Origin of the sequence: Tabrizicola sp. YIM 78059 (genome assembly GCF_004959785.1) — a bacterium.
Taxonomy (GTDB): Bacteria; Pseudomonadota; Alphaproteobacteria; order Rhodobacterales; family Rhodobacteraceae; genus Tabrizicola; species Tabrizicola caldifontis.
This window is the reverse complement of record NZ_SJZH01000010.1, coordinates 118004-139772: the sequence shown is the minus strand read 5'-3', so window position 1 is coordinate 139772 and position 21769 is coordinate 118004. Positions and strand designations below refer to the sequence as shown.

Sequence of the window (21769 nt, the reverse complement as noted above, 5' to 3'; positions counted from 1 at the left end):
CGGCCTTTCTCCGCCGACCCCGAAAGCCCTGCTGCGCCGGTCCCCGCGCATGCCCGGCACCCTGTCGGATCGCGCCTTGCATCCCGCAGGACAACCCCGCCTTCTGGACCTCGCCCAAGGAAGGCATGGCCCATGACTGACGCGAAACTTCCCCTGATCCACAAGGCCCCGGTCGAGGGCCTGACAGTCCATGTCGCCCGCACGGGCCTGTCGATCGGCGATCCTGCCTGGCTCGACCGGCTGGCAGACGGCCGGATCGGCGTCTTCGCCCGGGTTCGCCAGCCACTACTTGGCGTGATTCCGCGTCAGCGCCCGGTCTGCCTGGGCCATCTCGGCCCTGTCGCGGAAGAGATCGTGACCCCTTCGATTGCCCATGGCGATGACCTGCGGGTGCGGATCATCGACCTTGTGCCCGAGCATCTGGCGAACGGCTACCCAGCCGAGGTCTATGTCTCGGTCTGGGGGGACCCGCGCCATCTTCATCCGGTTCTGCGACCCTTCCTGCCCGAAGACGCAGATGATATCCCGCCCCCGATCTTCAAGGCTTCCCGGGGGGCCGGTCCATCGCAAGGAAACGGCCTGGGGTAAGCAACCTTCCGGGTTTTCGCAGTCGCCAATCGGCCCGGTCCGATCTGCGGTCCCGGGCGGCTCGGGGCAGGATCACATCCGTTGTCCAGATGCCTCGTCGAACAGATGTGCCTGCCTGGGTGACCAGGTCAGTCGGATGACCTGACCGGGGCGGAAGTCATGCCGTTCATTGAATACCGCGCAAAGCGGCATCCCTGCGACCTTGGCATAGACCTGGATGTTCGCGCCCGTCGGTTCCACCACCTCGACCTCGGCCGCCAGCCCATTGTCATCGTCCGACAGGGCCAGATGTTCGGGCCGGATGCCGAAGACCACCTTGCGGCCGGCCGCGACCTGAGGGGCCGCAGCTACCGGCAGACGACTGCCGTCTGCAAGCGTGACAGCGCCCTGCTCCAGCGTGCCCCGCAGGAAGTTCATCGAAGGCGAACCGATGAAATCGGCCACAAACAGGTTGGCCGGGGTATCATACAGTTCCAGCGGTGTCCCGATCTGTTCGATCCGGCCCGCGTTCATTACCACGATCCGGTCGGCCATCGTCATCGCCTCGATCTGATCGTGCGTCACATAGACCGAGGTCGTTTGCAGCCGCTGGTGCAACGCCTTGATCTCGGTGCGCATGACCACGCGCAGCTTGGCGTCCAGGTTCGACAGCGGCTCGTCGAACAGGAACACCTGCGCGTCACGCACCAGTGCCCGGCCCATTGCCACGCGCTGGCGCTGACCGCCCGAAAGCTGCCGGGGCGAACGGTCGAGGAACTTGGACAGGTTCAGGATATCGGCCGCCTCGCGCACCTTGCGGTCGATCACGTCCTTTGCCGTCCGCTTCAGGCGAAGGCTGAAGCTCATGTTCTCGTAGACCGACATGTGCGGATAAAGCGCATAGTTCTGGAACACCATCGCGATGTCGCGGGCCTTGGCCGGCACGTCGTTGACCACACGGTCACCGATCAGGATATCGCCCGACGAGATCGTCTCCAGCCCGGCGATCATGCGCAGCAGCGTGGATTTCCCGCAGCCCGAGGGACCGACCAGCACGACGAATTCCCGATCGCGGATCTCGAGGTCGATCCCGTGCAGCACGGGCAGCGCGCCGTACCTCTTCGTGACCCCGCGGATGGTGACAGAGGACATCTTTCAACCCTTGTGAAGCAGTCTGGTCATTTGACGGCACCCAGCGCCATGCCCCGGATGAGGTAGCGCTGCAGCCATGAGAACACGATGGCAACCGGAACGGTGGCCAGTACGGTCGCGGCCATGACATGGTGCCATTCGACCTGGTACCGCCCGGCGACCTGCGCATAGATCTGCACCGGCAGGGTAAAGTCCTCGGACGAGCGCATCATCGTCAGCGCCAGCACGAATTCGTTCCAGCTGTTGATGAAGGTGAAGATCGCCGTCACGACCACCGCCGGCACGGCCAGCGGCAGGAAGATGCGTACCAGGCTGGTCAGATGACTGGCCCCATCCATCCAGGCTGCTTCCTCGAGGTCGCGCGGGATCGAATTGAAGTAGCTTTGCAGCATCCAGATGGTGAAAGCCATGTTGAACGCCGCATAGGTCAGCACCAGCGAGTTCAGGTCGTTCACCAGCCCCAACGCCATCATCAGCCGGAACAGGCCCAGCACAAGCACGATGGGCGACATCATCTGCGTCATCAGCAGGAAGGTGCGATAGGCCCCCTTGCCGGCAAAGCGGTAGCGCGACATGGCATAGGCCGCCGGAATCGACAGCAAAAGCGCGACCGCCGTTGCCGCGATGCTGACATAAAGGCTGTTCAGGAGCGCCCCACCGAAGTTGGTCTTGACCCACATTTCCGAGAAGTTCTCCCAGCGGAATTCGCTGAAGCCCCAGGTCGGGGGATAGACAAACAGCTCTTCGCGGGGGCGTACGGCGGTGACGAACATGACGCCGAACGGAAACAGGATCACCACGACTAGCGGCGACAGGATTGCCCAGTAGATCAGGCTGCGGGTCAGCTTGCTGGTCATGCGTCGACCTCCTCTTCCGGGGCGGCATCATCGCGGTCGTTCCGGCTGACCAGGGCGACATACAACATGGTGAAGGCAAGCAGGACCAGGAACATCACCAGCGAGATCGCCGCCGCCTTGCCCAGCTGCCCGAAGCGGAAGGCCAGCTTGTAAAGGTAAGTCACCAGGATGTCGGTGCCATTGGCCGGTCCGCCTTCGGTCATGACCCAGATGATCGGCAGCGAGTTGAAGACGTAGATCACGTTCAGCACGATCGCGATGTTGATGAAGGGCTTCATCAGGGGCAACGTGATGTGGCGGAACTGGTCCCAGCCCGACGCGCCATCCACCACTGCGGCCTCGTAGGCGTCCTGCGGCATCGAGGACAGCCCTCCCAGAAGGATGGTCGTCGTGAAGGGGATCGAGACAAGGATTCCCACCAGGATTTCCACCACAAAGGCGGTATTGGCGGTCGCCAGCCATTCGATCGGCTGATCGATGATGCCCGCATTCATCAGCGTCGCGTTCAGCAGGCCCGCGCGCCCGTTCAGCGCCCAGCGCCAGACCACCGCCGTCATCGTCAGCGAAATCGCCCAGGGCAGCATGATAATGACGCGAGCCAGACCCCGTCCGTAGAAATCGTCGTTCAGGATCATTGCCACCGGCATCGAGATCACGAGTGTTCCGCCCACGACCGCGACCGTCCAGATCCCGGTGCGCCAGAGCGACCCCCAGAACAGCGGGTCGGCAAAGACCTCTGCATAATTGGCACCGCCGTTGAAGCCTGTCAGCTTGCCGAAACGGCTGACGTCCTGCATCGAGGTCCAGGCCAGGTCGATGATCGGATAGCCGATGATGGTGATCGCCAGCAGCAGACCCGGCAGGATCATCATCAGTGGCACGGCTTTCTGGATGCGGTTCGCCATCGCTCCTCACGCCCCGCAACAGTCAGGGCACCCATTCGACTGAGACATGGCAAGAGCGGCACAAGGCCGCTCTTGCCGTTTTCGGGCTCAGAGACCGCGGATCTTGTTGATCTCGGCCGCAGCCGCCTTCAGCCCTTCTTCCGGGGACACCTGGCCCAGATAGATCCGCTGCAGCGTGCGCACGGTCACGTCGGCGATCTCTTCCCAGTTGGCGATGGTCGGCGCGAACTTGGCATAGGGCAGGCCTGCGGCAAAGCCGGCCACATCCGGATCTTCGGTGAAGTGGGGCAGCGCCGCCACGTTCTTCGTCACGGGCAGGAAGCCCTCGCCCATGTCGAACTTTTCGCGCCATTCATCCTTGTAGGCGAACTCGATGAACTTCCAGGCGGCCTCCTTCGCATCGGAATCCGCAAACATCATCAGCGTGTCGGTCACGCCATAGGTCGCCTTGGCCTTGCCTTCCGGGAAGGGCATGATGCGATACTTGAGGTTCGGCGCCTCGGCCTTGATCTGCGGGATCAGCATCGGGAAGGTGAAGATCGTGCCGACCTTGCCCTGCTTGAACAGGTTGAACACGTCCTCGCGGGTATAGTTGGTAGGCGAGGGCTGGGTCAGGCCTTCATCGATCATCTTCTTGTAAAGCGTCGCCGCCTCAAGCGCCTCGGGGCTGTCGAGCCCGCTGGTTCCGTCGGGCTTCAGGATGTCGCCGCCGTGCGTCCAGAGCGCATAGTAGAAGTAGGCGTCGGTCTCGATTTCCTTGCCCTGCAGGCCGAAAGCAAAGGTTTCCGGCAGCGCCGCGATCTTCTTGGAGGCCTCGTAGAGCTCATCCCAGGTCGTGGGCGGGGTGGCACCAGCCTGATCGTACAGATCCATGTTGATCATCATGGCCCGGGCCGAGGCCGCCACCGGCAGGCCCATGGTCTTCCCGTCGATCACGCCGGGCGCCATGAAGGTGTCGATGAACGTATCCTTGAACTCCGGCGTCAGATAGCCGTCGATCGGCTCGGCCACACCCTGCGAGGCGAAGTCAAGCAGCCACCTTGTCCCGATGATCGAGATGTCGGGCGCGCTGCCGCCGGCCACGTCGGTGGTCAGGCGCTGCAGCAGGGTATCCCACGGCACGACCTCGATGTTGATCCTGATGTCGGGGTTCTCGGCCTGGAAGGCGTTGGCCACTTCCTGGAAATAGGGGCCGGTCTTCGAGCTGTATTCGGCGACAGTGAAATCGACGACGGTTTCAGCCAGGGCCGCCGGCACGAAGCCGAGGATGCCAAGACTGAGCGCCAGGGTCGCCGTGGACGTCCGGAACAGATGGGTCATTGGGAGGTCTCTCCTGCTGGGTTTACGGTGGTCGCTTCTCTTCAGAACCGGCTTCTTGCGGCCGTTCTTGATGGCTTCACTGTGCAGGCTATGCCGCCTCAAACGAAATTGAATAATCGCATGGGGGTATGTGGTCCCTGCATAATATTGGAAATCAAGGGGTTTCTGCCCTCCGGCCTGAAAGGCAAAGGCGCCCGACCTTGCGGCCGGACGCCCCCAATCCCGCCCGCTTCCCGGCGCGGCTCAGCCGTTCGGCCCCTGCCAGTCATACTCCGGCTCGTAGCCAAGGATCCGACGCGCCTTGTCGATCGACAGCAGCGTGGCCCGCCCGGCGACGGCCGCGCGCATCGGGACGTTGGGGAAGACCTCGGCCATCAGATCCGCACTGTCGCGGGTCATGACCGTATTGGAATTGGCGATGATGAAATGGTCCGCCCCTTCCATGTCGACATGCAGCGCCCGGCGCACCGCCTGCGCGGCATCGCGTGCGTCGATGTAGCCCCAGAGGTTCCATTCGCGGAACCGCGGATTGTCCTGCCAGCCGGCAAAGCGGGCATAGTCATGCGGCTCCATCACGTTGGACAGGCGCAGGCCGATAAAGGTCGTCCCGGGGTTCCAGCGCGCCATCTGCCGCGCCATCTCTTCCGCCAGATCCTTGGACAGCGAATAGGCACTTTCGGGGCGCATCGGATGGTCCTCGTCCACCGGCGCATAGGCGGGCGGGTTCGCCGGACCAAAGGGCAGGCCAAGCGTCGTCTCGGACGAGGCCCAGACGATGCGCCGGACCCCCGCACGCAGTGCCGCGTCAAAGACGTTGTAGGTGGACACGACATTGCTGCGGAACGTCAGTTCCTCGGGCGTGGTGTCCGGGACGGGGATCGCCGCCAGATGCACGACCGCATCGGGCGTCCGGAACTGACGGAACGGATGGTCCTTGCCGCCCGTCCACTGCATCGCGTCCATGACCTGCCCGAAATCGGTCAGATCCGCCTTCAGCAGCGGGCAGACCGGATCGGGGGATGCCGCCATGTCCACGTTCAGCACCGTGTAGCCGCGTTCGACCAGATGCCGGCAGACCGCCCGGCCCGCCTTCCCGCTGCCGCCGGTGACGACGATGTTCTTCATTCTGCGGTCCTCCCTGCAAGTTGGCCATCGCTCAAGCAGAACCGTTCCGGCTGCTCCCCAGCGCGTCCGTCGCGGTTCGCGAGCGATGGGCCTTCCTGACAGTAACCCGACCGTAGGGCACAGGCGAATGCGTTTACCGAATGCCGTCATACCGGCATGGCATTGGTTGCGCGCAGCACAGGCGCCTAATCTGGCGACAGAGACGGGGGCTGCCCCGCACGGCAGTCTGCGCTGAACCGCAGGCAGAGGAGGGCGCGCCATGCTGCGCGGCATGTTCGTCTATCCCTGGGATCTTCAGGACGAAGGCACCGCCGAGGTCGCCGCACGGCTGACCGGTGCCGGGCTGAACGCCGTGTCGGTGGCGACCGCCTATCACGCCGGCAAGTTCCTGCGACCCCATTCCCCCCATGGGCGCGTCATCTTTCCCCAGGACGGGACCGTGTATTTCCGGCCCGATCCGTCGCGCTACGGCCGGCTGCAACCGCTGGCCGCAAGTCTGGTTGATGAGCATGATGCCCTGGCCGACCTGACCCGCGCTGCCCCCGACCTTCATGTGACCGCCTGGACCGTGGGCCTGCACAATTCGCGACTGGGCTCCCTGCATCCCGACCTGGCCTGCCAGACACCATTCGGCGATGTGCTGGTGAACGCCCTCTGCCCCTCGCAACCCGAGGTGCGTCATTACCTGACTGCCCTATGCCTTGACACGGCAGCCCAGCCGGGCGTGCGCGAGATCGCGATCGAAACACCTGGCTTCCAGACCTATCGGCATGGCCACCATCACGAATTCGAACTGATCGAACTGACGCCCGCGGCTGAAACGCTGCTGGGCATGTGCTTCTGCCCGGCCTGCCTTGCCCGCGCACGCCAGGCCGGAATTGACGGTCAGGCACTTGCGGCGCAGTCGCGCAACGCGCTGGATGCCTTCCTTGCCGATGACGCCGCGCCCCTGCCGGACCTGCCTTCGGATACGGACTGGGCCGCCTTCCTGGCCATGCGCGCCGACACCGTGACCAGCCTGATCACCGAGATCCGCGCCGCCCTGCCCCGTGACATCGGCCTGTCCGCGATCCCCTCGACCCAGACCCCGAACAGCCTGGCCTGGCGCGAAGGCAGTGATCTTGCTGCCCTGGCCAGCGCGGCGGACAGGCTTGAGGTGACGGCCTACCAGCGTGGGCCGGAAGCCATCGCCGAAGACATGGCCGAGGTTCGCGCCACTGCCGGCCCGAAGGCCCGCCTTGGCTTCATCCTGCGTCCAACCTGGCCGCATGTCACCGGCGCGCCCGAGCTTGCCTCCTGCATCGCGGCCGCCCGCGCCGCCGGGGCGGACCGGATCTCCTTCTACAACTACGGGCACATGCGCCTCCGGTCTCTCGACTGGATTGCCGCGGCCCTGTGACATCCCGACCGGAGGACACCTTGCCCAGACATGACCAGACAATCGCCCTTGTGACCGGTGCCGCCCATGGCATCGGCCGCGCCATCGCCCGGCATCTCTCGCGCGAGGGGGCCTCGGTCGCGGTGATCGATCTTGATGCCGAAGGCGTGGCCGAAACCGCGCGTCTCGTCCAGGACGAAGGCGGCCGCGCCTTTGCCACCGGCGCCGACATCACGGACATGGACGTGCTGACTGCCGCCATCGATGCCTGCGAAGCAGCGCTGGGTCCGATCACGCTACTGGTCAACAATGCGGCCTTTACCGATGCCGGCAATCTGGCCGGGATCGGTCTGGAATCATGGCACAGGGAAATCGACGTCAACCTGAACGGAACCTACCATTGCCTGCGCGCGGTCCTGCCGCGGATGCAGGCCCGCGGCGGCGGGGCCGTGGTCAACATCTCTTCGGTCAACGCGGTGCGCTACTTCGGCAACCCGGCCTACAGTGCCGCCAAGGCGGGCCTGATCAATCTGACGCAATCTGTAGCTTCGGAATACGGCCGCCACGGCATCCGCTGCAACGCAGTCCTGCCCGGCTCGGTGCGCACTGACAACATCACCTGGACGATCCGCCAGCAGAAGGATCCGCAGATCTTCCAGAAACTTGCCCGCTGGTATCCCATGGGCCGCGTGGCCGAGCCCGAGGACATCGCCAAGGCCGTCTCGTTCCTTGGCTCGGACGAGGCAGGTTACATCACCGGCGTATCGCTTCCGGTGGATGGCGGGCTGCTTGCCGGGATGAACGTGATGATCAGCGAATTCATCCTCGAATAGCAGTAGGAAACCCAGGCATGCTCATCATCTCGGAATCCCTTGCCCAGTCACTGGTCAGCGTCGAGGACGCGATCGAGGCCGTCGCCAGCGTCTTTTCCGCCATGGCACGGGGCGAGGCCCGCAACTACCCCGTCGTGCGCGAAGTGGTGGGCCATGCCGATGCGGTCTTTGGCGTGAAGGCAGGCGGCGATATCTCGGCTCCGTTCCTTGGCCTCAAGGCGGGTGGATACTGGCCGCACAACCTTGGCCGGGGGCTGACGAACCACCAGTCCTCGACCCTGCTGTTCGATCCGGAAACCGGCCGGGCAACGGCCCTGGTCAGCGCGAACTACCTGACCGGCATCCGCACGGGCGCCGCATCGGCGCTGGCCACCCGCAGCCTTGCGCGGAAGGATGCCTCCGTCTTGGGCATCATCGGCACCGGCGGACAGTCTCTGCACCAGCTTCGTGCCACGGTGGCGGTGCGACGGATCGACCGCGTCCACGCCTGGGACATGCAGCCCGAAAGCGCAGCGCGCTTCGCAAGGGTCGTGCAGGAGATGGGGTTCGACTGCGTGGCCGAAAGTACCCCGGAAGCCGTCGCCCGCGCGGCCGAGATCATCGTGACGGTCACGCCTTCGCAAAAGCCGATCCTCATGCGCGACTGGATCCGCCCCGGCACCCATATCAGCGCAATGGGTGCCGATACGCGGGGCAAGCAGGAGCTGGATCCCGCGCTGTTCGGCGCGGCGCGGGTCTTTGTGGATGAGGCCTCGCAAGCGGTGAGCATCGGCGAATGCCAGCATGCCCATGCCGCAGGGCTGATCCGCGCGGCTGACCTTGTGCCCCTTGGCCAGGTCCTGACCGGAGCAGCCCGGGGCAGAACATCGCAAGAGGACATCACCCTCTTCGACGGCACCGGGGTTGCATTGCAGGATCTGGTGGTGGCCGATCTGGCAGCAAGGCGCGCACGCGACTCCGGCCGGGGAACCGAGGTTGCCTACTGAATTACCGCTGTCGCGCCTTCCTCCCGCGCGGCAGCAAGAAAGCCCCGCCTGCCCGGCAGGGAGGCGGGGCTTTCGGATGCGGCAGGGCCTGCATCAATCCTGCGGGGGCGTCCAGTCCACCTCGGCGTCGATCGGGAACACCGGACGTGGCATCCTGCGGAAGTCGAACCGCGTGAGAACCGGCGAAGTCAGACCCGGCACATCCACCTCGATCACCTGATCCGGGCCAAAGAATTCGTCGAAGCCCGCGCGGAAATGCCCGCGCGACTTGACCACCACCGCCCGGGCTGCCCTGATGTCCAGCCCCATCATCTCCAGGAAGATCGGATCGGCGCATTGCGTCCTGATCGAGATGACTACCACCTGGATTCCGCCCAGATCCAGCAGCACCGAAAGGCCAAGGTTCATCCGCCGACCGGCATAGAACCCGCGCCGGCCGACGCAATCGCCATCCCGGATGGAAACCACCCGGGCATCCGCCTCGAACCGTTGCGAGAATTCGTCCGGCGGCACCCGGTTGAACACCGCCCGGAACCGCGCGCCCTGCCCAAGCCTTGCGGCCTCCTGCGCAAGGGCCGGATCGTTGATGACACCGACGATCACGCCGGTAGCCCCCGCCTTGTAAAGGGCCTCGAGAATCCACATCGTGTTGCCATTGCCGCCGCCGCCCGGGTTGTCGGACACATCGGCCAGGATAACCGCCGGCAACGAGGGATCCGCCCCCACCTCAAGCACCTTGCGCACGGTTTCATCCAGCGATGTCAGGTGCGGCACGAACCGCTTGTGCTGGCTCCAGGCATGGCGGGCGATCGCATTGGCGACCCGACGTGCGCTGCCATCGCGCTCGCGCGCCGTCACGATGATCGCCAGACCGTTCTTCGGTGTGTCGCTGTAGGCAAATCCCCCCAGAATCGAGACGTTGGCAATCCTGTCATCCCGCAGCGACTGGCCGAAACGCATGATGTCAGCATAGGGCCCGGCCTCGGTCAGCAGCGTCACGGTCGGCGGCACCAGCGGCAGGCGGACAAAGGCCACTTCGGGCTTCATGCCCGCGAAAAGCTCGTGCAGGATCGACGCCGCGTCGCGCCCCCGATCCAGCATGTCGACATGGGGGTTCGTCTGATAGGCCACGATGGCATCCACGCTTTCCACCATCCGCTCGGACACGTTGCCATGCAGGTCCAGCGTTGCCACCACCGGCACCTCCGGCCCGACGATCTGGCGCACGGCAGCGAAGATTTCCCCGTCTGGATCGGCATTCTCGGTCGTGATCATCGCGCCATGGTTCGAGATGTAGACCGCATCCACCGGCAGCGCCGCTGTCAGCCGGGTGCGGATTTCCTGAATCGCCGTCTCGAAGAAGGCATGGTCCATCGGCCCGCCCGCTTCGACCAGGCCGACAAGGATCGGCACCGGCTGCCAGTTCCCTCGGCTGTCCATCTCGGCCCGGAAACCCCGGATCTCGGTTGGCAGCTTGGGTTCCAGGCTGTACAGATCCTCAAGGATCTCGTCGCCGACCAGATAGACCCGCTTCACAAAATCGTCTTCACCGATGACCGGGGCGAAGCGGTTGCTTTCGAGCATGAGCCCGAGAATGGCAACTCGGCGGGGCGCGTTTCTTGTCATTTCGTCTTTCCCGGTCCAGTTCGCTTGGGTGAACGATAGTCCGATCCGCGCCTGGCCGGCCAATGCAAGGAAGGTCTAGACCAATGCGCCGCCGGCATGAAGGCCGGTCGGAATGCGTTTGCGGCATGGCATGATCGGCTTTTGGCATTCGCCACCCGCCCCATGCCGGTAAATACTCGTGCCAAAGGCGGCGGGTTCCGCCCGGGCAGGAGCAGGACGTATGGCACAGCAGGTTCGGCCCTACTGGCAGAACTATATCGACGGGGCCTGGGTCGACGGGGGCGACGGCACGCGGATCACCGTTACCGACCCCGCGCTGGACGAACCCATCGCTGAAGTTGCGCGCGCAACTGCAGCCGACATCGACCGAGCCGTTGCTGCCGCCCGGCGCTGCTTTGACAGCCGCGTCCTGCGCGACCTGCGCCCGCACCGGCGCGGCGACCTGATGATCGAGGTCGCCCGCCACCTGGGCGACATGGCCGACGAGATCGCCCTGGTCGAATGCCGCGACAACGGCAAGACCCTGGCGGCAGGCCGGGCCGAGGTTGCCCTGACCCAGCGGTATCTGAACTATTACGCCGGCCTCGCCGACAAGCTGGAAGGCCGGCAGATCCCGCTTGGCGCTGGCTACATCGATTACACGACGCATGAACCCTATGGGGTGTCCGCCCAGATCGTTCCCTGGAACGGCCCCCTGCCTGTCGGTGCGCGCTCGGTCGCCTGCGCCATCGTCACCGGCAATACCGTCGTGCTGAAGTCGCCCGAGGACTCTCCGCTAAGTCTTTTCCTCCTGGCGGAAGCCTGCCATCGGGCCGGCGTTCCGGCGGGTGCGGTCAACATCGTCTGTGGCTACGGCCCGGAGGCAGGCGCCGCCCTGGTCAGCCATCACGATATCGACCACATCGTCTTCACCGGCTCTGTGGAAACGGGAAAGAGCGTCCTGCGCGCCGCGGCCGAGCGCGTGATCCCCTGCGTCATGGAACTTGGCGGCAAGTCGGGTGCCATCGTCCATGCCGACGCCGATCTGGAAAGAACCGCAGCCTCGGCCACCCGCGGGATATTTCATCACGCGGGCCAGATCTGCTCGGCCGGGGCGCGGTTGATCGTGCACCGCTCCATCCACGACGAACTTGTGGATCGCATCGCCGCGCGGGCCCGCGCCCTGAAGGTCGGGCCGGGGATCGACGGCTGTGACATGGGCCCCCTGATCAACGCGCGCCAGCTGGACAGGGTCGAGGCGCTCTGCCGCGCCGGCGTGGCGGAAGGCGCGACGCTGGTCCTGGGCGGCGCGCGGGTGCCGGGCCTGAGGGGCCACTTCATGGCGCCGACGATCTTCACGGGCGTCCGCCCGGACATGCGCATCGCGCAGGAGGAATTCTTCGGCCCGGTTCTGGTCGTCCTGCCGTTCGATACGCCCGAAGAGGCGGTCGCTATCGCCAACGGCACGGATTATGGCCTTGCCGCCGGCGTCTACACCCGTGACCTTCGGCTGGCGCACTGGACGGCCGATCGCCTGGTCGCCGGCCAGGTCTATGTCAACGAATGGTGGGCTGGCGGGGTGGAAACGCCGTTCGGCGGCATGAAACGTTCCGGCTATGGCCGGGAAAAGGGTCAAGAGGCGCTTCTGGGCTATGTCCAGACCAAGAATGTCGGCATCCGCTACTGATGCCACTGGGAGAGATTGATGTATGACCTTCTGCTGAAGGGTGGCCGGGTGATCGACCCAGATCAGGGCCTTGATGCCGTGACGGACGTGGCCTTCCTTGGGGGAAAGGTCGCCGCCATCGGCCCCGATCTGGGTCAGGGTGCGCGCGAGGTCCGAAAGGTCGCGGGGCGCATCGTCACGCCGGGGCTGATCGACATGCACAGTCATGTCTACTGGGGCGGCACCTCGCTTGGCGTCGATGCCGAAACCATCGCCAGACGCAGCGGCACCACCACCTTCGTCGATGCCGGCAGCGCCGGGGCGGGCAACTTCGCGGGCCTGCGCAAGTTCATCGTCGAACCTGCCGCACCGCGTATCCTGGCCTATCTCAACATTTCCTTCCCCGGCATTTTCGCCTTCTCGAAGAACGTGATGATGGGCGAATGCGAAGATCTGCGCCTTCTGGACAGCCGCGAATGCCTGGCGCTGGCCGAAAGGAACCTGGACCTTATCGTGGGCATCAAGGCACGGGTCGGCGCGCGGGCCGGCGGCAGTTCCGGTCTGGCGCCGCTGCTTCTGGCCATCGAGGTGGCCGAAGAACTAGACCTGCCCGTCATGGCGCATATCGACTTTCCCCCGCCCGGCCGGAAAGAGGTGCTTGAGGCGCTGCGTCCCGGCGACGTGCTGACCCATTGCTTCCGTCCCTTCCCCAACGCGCCCGTAACCCGTGGCAGCCGGATCCGCGAAGACATCCTTGAAGCCCGCCGCCGTGGCATCATCTTCGACATCGGCCACGGCTTCGGCGGCTTTTCCTTCAAGTCCGCCCGCCCCATGCTGGCCGAAGGCATCCTGCCCGACGTCATCTCGTCGGACGTGCACGTGCTGTGCTGCGACGGCCCGGCCTTCGACGTTCTTGCGGTCATGTCCAAGTTCATGGCGCTGGGCATGTCGCTGACCGAGGTGATCCGCGCCACCACACAGAACCCTGCCCGCGCCCTGCGTCGTCCGGAACTGGGCTCGCTGCGACCGGGAACGCCCGGCGATGCGACGATCCTGGAACTGGCCGAAGGCCGGTTCGAACATGTCGATGTCTCGGGCGAGGTGATCGTGGCTGAAACCGGCCTGGTCAGCCGCGGGATGGTGCTGCGCGGCAAGTGGTGGGCCGAGGGCGGGGAGGGCTGAGCCCCCGCCCCCCGTTCACAGGCAGGTATATCCGCCGTCTATCACCAGACCCGCGCCCGTCATGTAGCGCGCGGCATCGCTGGCCAGATAGACCGCCAGCGTGCCCAGATCCTCGGGATCGCCCAGCTTCCCCATGGGGATCGTCTGGACATAGCCCTCGATGATGGCTGGGTTCTTCTCGGCCCAGATGCGGTTCGGCTCGGTCGCGAAGATGCCGGGACAGATGGCATTCACGGTGATGCCGTGCCTTGCCCAGTCCACCGCCAGCGACCGCGTCAGCATCAGCACACCGGCCTTGGCTGCCTCGTAATGCCTGCCCTGGATATTGCGCCCGGCCACCATCGCGTTGATCGAGGCCAGGTTGATGATCCGCCCGCCCGTGCCGCGCCGGATCATCGCTCCGCCCATGTGCTTGCAGCACAGGAAGGTCGAGGTCAGGTTCAGGTCCAGAAGCTGGTGCCACTGCTGCAGCTCCATTTCCTCCAGCCCGATGTTGACCCGGCGGCCGCCGATGTTGTTGACGAGGATGTCGAAACACCCCGCCCGGTCCAGGGCGGCGGTGCAGGCGGCCTCGCAGGTTGCGGGGTCAGCCATGTCGGCGACGATCGTCGTGACCTTCCGGCCCAGCGCCCGGATGTCTGCCGCCGTCCGCGCCAGACTGTCCGCAGTTCGGGCTGCCATGGTGATGTCGGCCCCCGCCTCGGCCAGGCCAAGGGCGATCTCGCGTCCAAGGCCCCGGCTTCCACCCGTTATGAATGCAGTCTTGCCGTCCAGACGAAGGCGATCGAAGACGCCCATTTCAGTGCTCCCGTTGCGTGGTGACGAATGCGGTCCGGCTGATCACCAGCCGTTGGCGCGCGGCCAGTAATCCGCGACGCGCCGCGGGTCGGCCGGGTCAAGCACGCGGTAGCCATCATACATGGCCGCCGTCATGCAGACATGGTTGGGCAGTACGCGCACACGTGTGCCGACTTGCAGCTGGTCAAAGGGGAAGGGGCCGTCGCAGACCAGCATCCCGTGTTCCTGATAGACATGACCGACGCGCACACGCCCGATACGGTGCGAACAGGTTTCGTCCATGATCATGCCGAAACCCACATCCTCGGGCAGCCCCGGGGCGCCTGTGCTGCGGTCCTTTGACAGTGCCAGCGCGCCCGCATCGATCAGCGCCGCGTTCAGGTCGGGCCGGTGGCCGATCACGGTTGCCAGCACGGAAACCGCTATGTCGTCCAGCGCGTGCGATCCGATCTCGTGCTGAAAGACATCCCCGAACAGGTAGACGCCGCAGCGCATCTCGGTCAGCCCTTCATGCGACAGACCGTGCGTCGCCGTGGGGGTCGAGCCGACGCTGACCACAGGGCAAGCCAGACCGGCCGCACGTAGCTGCGCAGCGGCGGTCACGGCGGTCAGCCGCTCTTGCTCGGCGACATCCTGCAAGGCCTGAAGACTGCGGCACTGATACGAATTGCCGGCATGGGTCAGCACACCTCCCAGCCGCGTGCCTGGCAGATCGTGCAGCGCCCGGCCCAGTTCCACGATCGCCTCGCTTCCGGCGGCAAGGCCTCCGCGACGCTCGCCGGAATCAAGCTCGATCATCAGTTCTGCCACGACGCCCTCGGCGACGGCGGCCCGGCTGATCGCCTCGGCCAGGGCCAGACTATCGGTGATCCCGCTTACGCGCACCCCGCGCCGGATCAACCGGGCCATGCGGGGCAGTTTGTCGGGAACAAGACCCACGGCATAGATGATGTCGTCGATCCCGTGGTCTGCGAAATATTCCGCCTCCCTCAGGGTCGAGACGGTGACACCCCCGAAGTTCCCGGCCAGCGCGATGCGCGCCACATCAATGGATTTGGCCGTCTTCATGTGCGGTCGCAGCTGCACCCCGGTGCCGGCGAAACGCGCCGTCATCCGGGCAGCGTTGCGCTCCAGCCTACCCCGATCAAGGATCAGACAGGGGGTTTCAAGACTGGCAAGGGTGGTCATAACAGTCTCCGGGGCAGGATCTGCCCCGCATCCGATCGGGGCTACCCCCGAAAGCTAGACCGGCCACCGCCATGCTGGCCAATGCAAGCTGCGGCAGGCATCATGCCTGTGGTGCATCAACCCCAGTCGGTATCCTCGTCCCCCGGCAGCAGCGCCCAAAGCTCCTCGGCCATTTCGGGAAGGGGATCGCGCGACCGGATCACCCGCACGTCCACCGGAATGTTCCAGCGTTCATCTCCCGCCCGCACCAGCGAACCCTCGGCAAATTCGCGCGTCAGATGGCTTTCCGGCAACCAGGCCGTGCCCCGGCCCTCCGAACTCATCGCCTTCAGTACGGCCGCCATGTGCGAGACGAAGACCCGCTTCAGGTGCAGGGGCTCTTCGCAGGTGGCGATCACGTGTTCGACGACGCGGCCGATCGCAGAGGTTTCGGTATAGGCGAGGTAATGCACCGGCTCGTCCTCGGTTCCCGGAAGGCGATCGACCGGCTGGCCCCGGTTGTCGGGCAGGGTCACGGGCACCAGCCTGTCGCGCATCACCAGCTTTGCGCTGAAATGTTCCGGCGGCAGGTGCATCGGGATCACCGGATGGGTGTAGCTGATCAGGAACTGGCAATCGCCCCTTTGCAGCATGTGGATGCAATCGTTGAACTGGCTTGTGTCCAACCGCGTGTTGAACGTATGGCTGCGCACCTCCAGCGCGCGCAGCCAGCCCGGGAAGAAGTTCAGCGACAGGCTGTGGGTCGCCGCAAAACGAATGGTCTGTGACGAGACGTCCCCGATCCGCCTGGCCTCTTCGCGCCCCTGGTACAGGCGGCGCAGCACATCCTCGGCCACCGGACGAAACCTCTCGCCCGACAGGGTCAACGTGATGGGCTGGGTGCTGCGGTTGAAAAGCTGTGCGCCGACCCATTCCTCCAGGCTTTTGATGCGGCGGCTGAAGGCAGGCTGCGTCGTATAGCGCGCCTGGGCTGACCGCGAGAAGTTGCGCGTATCGACCAGGCTAAGGAAATCTTCCAGCCATCGGCTTTCCATCGCGTCAACTCCTTGGTTCTGTCCGCCTCCGCGCAGGACAGTAAACAACACGTTGACCCGATGTCTATTGCGCAGCGACCTTGCGGTCGGCCCTGAAGGCCCCTCAGTCGATCCCGATCTTGCAGTCGACCATCATCTGCGACTATCCGGCAGCACGGGCGGGCGAATTCTCGCCGAAGCATTCGGCATATACGGCGTTGAAGCTCCAGGAATCGCGGGGCTCGTCCAGCCAGACGCCGACCCGCACCACATCCTCGATGCCATAGCCGGCCTCATGCAGGATGGCGGTCATTTTCTCGATCGCGCGACGGGAATGGGCGATGATGCCGCCCCCGACGATCTCGCCGTTTTCCAAGGCCACCTGGCCCGAGACATAACGCCAGCCGTCCGGCCAGACCGCGCGGGCGAAGGGCAAGGGTTGCTTGCCGGCGCCGCTTGGGCCCGATCCGTAACGTCTGCTGGTCATTTTCCGCTGTCTCCCCGTATCTGGTGCCTGTCTCGGGTGTCAGGTGACGCATCCGCGCGCATCCACCGCGACCTCTTCCAGGCTTCCATCCTCGGCCTCGATCCAGATCCGGTCGAAAAGGTTCGAGACGACACAGACATGGTTCGGCACGATGCGGATCCTCTGCCCGATCTTCAGCGGCCGTGCAGGATCCACCAGCAGCACGCCGTGTTCCTCGCTCAGCCCGGTGATCCGGATTTCCGGATGGCCCAGGACATGCCCGTGGTCCGTCAGCCCCAGCAGGTCCGAACTCAGGGCCTTCGACCCGGCATCGATTACCGCGCGGTCGGGTGTTGGGGTGCTGACAACCGTGGCCAGGACGTGCCCCGCGCAATCGTCCCAGGTGCAGGTGCCGCGCTGCACCAGCGAACGGTCGTTGTAGATATAGGTTCCGGCCCGGTATTCGGTCAGCACGCCATGCGGTTCGGCACGCCACATGTCGGGCGTCCCCCCTGAACTTACGACCCGACACTGCATCCCCTCGTGCAGCAGCAGGTCGCGCGCTTCGGTCAGGAACGCTGCCGCCTCGGCGGCTCCGCCGGCGGCGGGATAGGTCATCAGCCCGCCCAGACGCAGCCCCGGGGCTTCGGCAATCCGCCGGGCCAGCGACAGGGCTTCGGCGGGGCTCTGGACGCCGCAGCGCCGGCCGCCCGTGTCGCATTCCACCAGCACCTCCAGCGGGCGCGATGCACCCGCGAAGGCCCCGGAAAGCCCCGCGACGACGGTTTCATTGTCGGCCACCACGGCAAGGTGCGCCAGACGGTCCGACAGGGCACGCAGCCGGGCCAGCTTTTGCGCGCCAAGGATGTTGTAGGTGATCAGGATATCGTCCAGACCCCCATCGGCCATGACCTCTGCCTCGCCGATCTTCTGGCAGGTGATGCCGCGCGCACCGGCCTCGATCTGGGCCCTCGCGAAGCGGATCAGCTTGTGCGTCTTGATGTGGGGGCGCAGCGCCAGACCCACCCGGTCGCAATGACGCTGGAACGCCGTGATGTTGCGGAGGGCGACAGCCTCGCGCACGACGAAGGCCGGGGTCTCGATACTGTCGAGGGTAGCGGGCATGTTGCTTTTCTTTCCGGTGCTTGGCGACAGGCCAGGATCAGATCTTCAGCCATTCCTTGAACAGCTCGCTGTATTCCGGATGCCAGCGCGACAGGGGCGGGCGGTTTTCGACGATGTCGCCGGCGGCCCAGAGGATGCGCTTTTCATCGGTGGCGCGATCGACTTCGTTGTCGGGGCAGAGAATGTAGAAATCGCTGCGCTCCAGAGCGGCGAAAAGGAACGCCACCACCTCATCCGGCGTCCAGGCGCCGGCAGGTTTCTCGGTCCGGCCAGCGGCGGTCAGCGGCGTGAACACGAAGCCCGGAATGAACAGCCGCGCCTCGACCCTGCAATCCGCCGTGTTGCGCAATGCGTGCTGAAGCGCCTCGGTAAACACCTTCACCCCGGCCTTCGAGACATTGTAGGCCGGATCACCCGGCGGCGTGGTGATACCCTGCTTGGACCCGGTGTTGACGATAAGTCCCGGCTGCCCCGATGCAATCATCCCCGGCGCAAAGATCTGCGACCCCCGGATGACGCCCAGCATGTTCACATTGATGATGCGGTCCCAGTTGCCCTCGGCATCGAAGATCGAGCTGCCGGGCTGCATGCCGGCATTGTTCATCAGGAAGTTGACCGCCCCCCAGGTCGAGGTCACGCGATCGGCCAGCGCCGCGATCTGTGCACGCTCGCCCACGTCGGTCGGCACCGTCATCACCGCGTCCTCGGCCGCCCCTTCGGCCAGCAGCGCGGCCCGTGCCGCGGCAAGCCGCGCGTCCCCCAGATCGGCCAGACAGACCCGCAGGCCCTGGCGGGCCAGATGTCTGGCGGCGGCCAGCCCGATGCCGGATGCCCCGCCGGTGATGACGGCAACGCCGCCCCTTTCAAGAGCCGGATGCACGGGTATTCTCCTTTCATGTCATGGCTCGGAATGCGGCGACATCTGACGGTCTTCCCCTGACGACACAGCCGATCACGAAGCCAGGCAACCTTATGGCCCCGGCCCCGGTCTGGTAAAGCCCATTGCGCCCCACACGCGGTTCCTTCCTGTCCTGGGCCTGTCCGGCTTGCGCGCATCGATCCGGTGCAGGCCGGCCTCGCACGCGGCGCAAATTCCTGCGTGCGGTTGATCCGCAGCAGGGCGAAGGTTCGTGCGATCCTTGCCGGGACCGTTCCTACTGGCGCGACAGGGGCACCAGCAGCCTTTTCGGCCGCAGTTCCTCGGCCGCCTTGAACAGGCTGAACGTCTGGTTGACGTAGTTCACCACACCCGACAGCTTTTCCAGATAGGCCATCAGCTCCGGTGTCTTCTCCGCCTCTACCAGTTGCACCGGACGCGAAGGGTCCATCCCCTCGAACTGCACATAGAACAAGGGCTCGCCCCGACGCAGGATCAGATCCTTCTGCGGCTCGTGCCATTCGAAGGCCCACATCAGCGGCCGCGGCCAGACCGAGACCGGAAAGCGCCCACCGAAGATCGTGCCGGGCAGCGGATCGGGGCGGTAATGCGCAAAGGCTGACAACTGGCTGAGGTAGACCGGCTCGTCGGCGATGAAGCAGTAAGGCAGTTGCAGCTGCAGCGTTGGCCGATCCGGGAAGCGCCATTCCGCTTCGTTCACCAGGGTCAGCACCTCGTTCAGCTTGGCCGGGCGCACCGGGCTTGCCGCCCCCGCCCGGTTGACCAGCACGGCCCTGCCCTTGTCGTCACGCTGAAAGCCGATGTGCAGGTCGAACGGGCATTTCACCATGAAGTATCGGCTTTCCAGCTGGATCACCGCCGGGCAGCGGCTGGCCGACTTGGCATGCGCCCGGTTCGGCGGGCGGATCGCCACCCGTTCGGGCGGGTCGTAAAGCACCGCCCCCTTGTCCTGCGTCAGGAACCAGCCCACGGTCAACGGTCCGGATCCCGGCCCTTCCTCGGGACGCTCGAATGTCATTGTGATGTTCATCCCTGCTCCTTACCCGACAGCCAGCCTCAGGGCCCTGACCAGCGCGGCACTGGTCCGGCGCTCCATTTCCGGCCCGAAACCCATTGCCGGACCATTACCCGCAACCCGCACGGTTTCCGAGCATGACGAATGCACCTCGCGAACGCCAAGACTTGTCAGCAGAGCTGCCGTCCGGGCCGTCACCCCCGACCCTGCCATGATCGCGACCCGCCCCGACGCCTGCCGGACCAGCGCCTCGATCCGCACCGCCCCCTCTGCCGCCGTCGGCGCCCCGCCCGAAGTCAGGATGCGCCGGAACCCTGCCGCGACAGCCTCTTCCAGCGCGGCGTCCATATCCGGAACCAGATCGAAACAGCGATGCAGCGTCAGATCCAGCCCTCGGGCCGCAACAATCAAGCGTCGCAGCGCAGGCCCGTCCAGCCGCCCGTCCGCCAAGGAAGCCCCAAGCACCACGCCCGCCAGCCCGGCCGCCCGTACCGCCGCGATATCGGCCTCCATCACCGTCAGTTCCGCCTCCGTCCAGACGAAGCCCCCTGCCCGTGGCCGGATCATCGCCATGACCGGCACACCGCATCCGGCCGCTTCGGCGATGAACCCGGCCGAGGGCGTCAAGCCGCCCAGCGCCAGCGCGGAACACAGCTCGATCCGGTCCGCACCGCCCGCAACCGCCGCCGCGAGACCCGCCGAACTGTCCACGCAGACCTCGACGATCACGCCCCTGGTCGTCACCCCCATGCCGCCTGCCCTGCGATGGCTGCGCCCAGCAGTCCCGCATCTGCCCCGCATACGGCCGGCACCAGCAGCGGCGCCGTGGTCCGCCGCAGGATGCCCGCCCGCACCGCTTCGTCCAGCCAGGCAACCAGCCCCGGCGCCCGGCTGAGGCCCCCGCCCACCGGCACCACATCGGCGCCGACGACATTCACCACCATCGCCAGTGGGCCCGAGACCAGCTCGCGCCAGAGCGCCATGGTTTTCCCGGCCTCGGCATCACCCGCCAGCCATTCGGCAATGATCGCCTCCGAGTCCAGAACCTTTGCCGTGCGCTTGCGGTGCAACCGCTCCAGCCCGCGCGCACCGCCGATCGGGTCGATGCAGCCCACCTGCCCGCAGCCGCATTGAAAGGCGAATTCCCCCCGGATCACCGGGCCGTGTCCCCATTCCCCGGCATAACCGCCCTCGCCCGTGACCACCCGCCCGCCGATCACCAGCCCACCGCCGACGCCCGTGCCCAGAACCACCCCGAACACCGTGCCATGCCCCTTTCCCGCCCCGTGGCCTGCCTCGGCCAGGGCAAAGCAGTCGGCATCGTTCAGCACCATGACCGGCAGGCCGGTGGCTTCCTGCAAGGCCGGACCCAGCGCCAGGCCGTCTATGGCAGGGATATTGGCCACCTTCCCGACCCCCGTCACCGGATCCACCACACCGGCAATCGAAATGGCGATGCCAGAGGCGGCCCGCCCCTTGGCAAAGCCCGCGATCGCCGCAGCGAAGGCCGCCTTGTCCTGCGCAGGGGTCGGAACCTCGCCCAGCGGCTGAAGCCGCCCGTCCCACGCCGCCGCCCTGATCCGGCTGCCACCGATATCGAATGCCAGGATCATCCCGCCCCTCCGTTTGCGCCAGTCTTGACAGGCCAGGCAGGCCCCGTCAAACCGCCACGACCCCATCGTGGAGACGC

The 21769-nt window shown here is 65.7% G+C and carries 21 protein-coding genes; 6 read left to right on the top strand and 15 right to left on the bottom strand.

Going from position 1 to position 21769, the window contains the following annotated elements; translation table 11 throughout:
- The first annotated feature begins 132 nt into the window (after positions 1 to 132).
- The gene (locus tag EZM81_RS13630; protein WP_136646093.1) at positions 133 to 588 is read left to right on the top strand and encodes a hypothetical protein; all 456 of its coding nucleotides are present in this window, start codon (positions 133 to 135) and stop codon (positions 586 to 588) included.
- Between the two features lie 72 nt (positions 589 to 660).
- On the opposite strand, the gene EZM81_RS13625 is transcribed toward EZM81_RS13630, so the two are convergent.
- The 5 genes from EZM81_RS13625 to EZM81_RS13605 all read right to left on the bottom strand — a co-directional run bounded on the left by EZM81_RS13625 (position 661) and on the right by EZM81_RS13605 (position 5926).
- Positions 661 to 1719, bottom strand: a complete 1059-nt coding sequence (locus EZM81_RS13625; RefSeq protein WP_136646092.1) for an ABC transporter ATP-binding protein — start codon at positions 1717 to 1719, stop codon at positions 661 to 663.
- Positions 1720 to 1745: 26 nt separating this feature from the next.
- Complete coding sequence (locus EZM81_RS13620) at positions 1746 to 2576, bottom strand: carbohydrate ABC transporter permease (protein WP_136646091.1); 831 nt, start codon at positions 2574 to 2576, stop codon at positions 1746 to 1748.
- Positions 2573 to 3481: a carbohydrate ABC transporter permease gene (locus EZM81_RS13615; RefSeq protein ID WP_135450615.1), complete on the bottom strand. Its 909-nt coding sequence runs from the start codon at positions 3479 to 3481 to the stop codon at positions 2573 to 2575. The genes EZM81_RS13620 and EZM81_RS13615 overlap by 4 nt, the downstream gene beginning before the upstream one ends.
- An 87-nt stretch (positions 3482 to 3568) precedes the next feature.
- Positions 3569 to 4801 carry a sugar ABC transporter substrate-binding protein gene (locus EZM81_RS13610; protein WP_136646090.1) on the bottom strand — a complete coding sequence of 411 codons (1233 nt, stop codon included), beginning with the start codon at positions 4799 to 4801 and terminating at the stop codon, positions 3569 to 3571.
- Between the two features lie 243 nt (positions 4802 to 5044).
- A complete protein-coding gene (locus EZM81_RS13605) occupies positions 5045 to 5926 on the bottom strand; it encodes an NAD(P)-dependent oxidoreductase (protein WP_135450613.1) in 882 nt (293 codons plus the stop codon).
- A 259-nt stretch (positions 5927 to 6185) separates the two neighbouring features.
- On the opposite strand from EZM81_RS13605, the gene EZM81_RS13600 reads away from it, so the two are divergent.
- Genes EZM81_RS13600 through EZM81_RS13590 form a run of 3 tightly spaced genes read left to right on the top strand, consistent with a single transcriptional unit; the run spans position 6186 to position 9123 of the window.
- Entirely contained in the window at positions 6186 to 7325 is a 1140-nt protein-coding gene (locus EZM81_RS13600) for a hypothetical protein (protein WP_136646089.1), read from the top strand.
- Between the two features lie 20 nt (positions 7326 to 7345).
- Positions 7346 to 8137: an SDR family NAD(P)-dependent oxidoreductase gene (locus EZM81_RS13595; RefSeq protein WP_135450611.1), complete on the top strand. Its 792-nt coding sequence runs from the start codon at positions 7346 to 7348 to the stop codon at positions 8135 to 8137.
- Positions 8138 to 8154: 17 nt separating this feature from the next.
- The gene (locus tag EZM81_RS13590; protein ID WP_136646088.1) at positions 8155 to 9123 is read left to right on the top strand and encodes an ornithine cyclodeaminase family protein; all 969 of its coding nucleotides are present in this window, start codon (positions 8155 to 8157) and stop codon (positions 9121 to 9123) included.
- A gap of 93 nt (positions 9124 to 9216) precedes the next feature.
- On the opposite strand, the gene EZM81_RS13585 is transcribed toward EZM81_RS13590, so the two are convergent.
- Positions 9217 to 10749, bottom strand: a complete 1533-nt coding sequence (locus EZM81_RS13585; protein WP_136646087.1) for a M81 family metallopeptidase — start codon at positions 10747 to 10749, stop codon at positions 9217 to 9219.
- A 220-nt stretch (positions 10750 to 10969) separates the two neighbouring features.
- Here EZM81_RS13585 and EZM81_RS13580 point away from each other — a divergent pair, with 220 nt between their 5' ends.
- Positions 10970 to 12415 (top strand): aldehyde dehydrogenase family protein, encoded by a 1446-nt coding sequence (locus tag EZM81_RS13580; RefSeq protein WP_136646086.1) that lies wholly within the window; start codon positions 10970 to 10972, stop codon positions 12413 to 12415.
- Positions 12416 to 12433: 18 nt separating this feature from the next.
- Positions 12434 to 13576, top strand: coding sequence for an amidohydrolase/deacetylase family metallohydrolase (locus EZM81_RS13575; protein WP_205909991.1), 1143 nt, complete (start codon positions 12434 to 12436; stop codon positions 13574 to 13576).
- Positions 13577 to 13591: 15 nt separating this feature from the next.
- Here EZM81_RS13575 and EZM81_RS13570 read toward each other — a convergent pair whose 3' ends face one another.
- The 9 genes from EZM81_RS13570 to EZM81_RS13530 form a co-directional block, all read right to left on the bottom strand.
- Complete coding sequence (locus EZM81_RS13570) at positions 13592 to 14374, bottom strand: SDR family NAD(P)-dependent oxidoreductase (protein WP_135450606.1); 783 nt, start codon at positions 14372 to 14374, stop codon at positions 13592 to 13594.
- 42 nt (positions 14375 to 14416) lie between these two features.
- Positions 14417 to 15562 (bottom strand): alanine racemase, encoded by a 1146-nt coding sequence (locus tag EZM81_RS13565; protein WP_136646085.1) that lies wholly within the window; start codon positions 15560 to 15562, stop codon positions 14417 to 14419.
- 116 nt (positions 15563 to 15678) lie between these two features.
- Entirely contained in the window at positions 15679 to 16596 is a 918-nt protein-coding gene (locus EZM81_RS13560) for a LysR substrate-binding domain-containing protein (RefSeq protein WP_136646084.1), read from the bottom strand.
- Positions 16597 to 16738: 142 nt separating this feature from the next.
- Positions 16739 to 17062: a RidA family protein gene (locus tag EZM81_RS13555; protein WP_136646083.1), complete on the bottom strand. Its 324-nt coding sequence runs from the start codon at positions 17060 to 17062 to the stop codon at positions 16739 to 16741.
- 39 nt (positions 17063 to 17101) lie between these two features.
- A complete protein-coding gene (locus tag EZM81_RS13550; protein WP_136646082.1) occupies positions 17102 to 18166 on the bottom strand; it encodes a D-TA family PLP-dependent enzyme in 1065 nt (354 codons plus the stop codon).
- Between the two features lie 37 nt (positions 18167 to 18203).
- A complete protein-coding gene (locus EZM81_RS13545) occupies positions 18204 to 19046 on the bottom strand; it encodes an SDR family oxidoreductase (protein WP_211195418.1) in 843 nt (280 codons plus the stop codon).
- 274 nt (positions 19047 to 19320) lie between these two features.
- The gene (locus EZM81_RS13540; RefSeq protein ID WP_135450599.1) at positions 19321 to 20094 is read right to left on the bottom strand and encodes a hypothetical protein; all 774 of its coding nucleotides are present in this window, start codon (positions 20092 to 20094) and stop codon (positions 19321 to 19323) included.
- Positions 20095 to 20103: 9 nt separating this feature from the next.
- The gene (locus EZM81_RS13535) at positions 20104 to 20829 is read right to left on the bottom strand and encodes a copper homeostasis protein CutC (protein WP_135450598.1); all 726 of its coding nucleotides are present in this window, start codon (positions 20827 to 20829) and stop codon (positions 20104 to 20106) included.
- Positions 20820 to 21692 carry an ROK family protein gene (locus EZM81_RS13530; protein WP_136646080.1) on the bottom strand — a complete coding sequence of 291 codons (873 nt, stop codon included), beginning with the start codon at positions 21690 to 21692 and terminating at the stop codon, positions 20820 to 20822. Before EZM81_RS13530 ends, EZM81_RS13535 begins: the two co-directional genes overlap by 10 nt.
- Positions 21693 to 21769 lie beyond the last annotated feature (77 nt).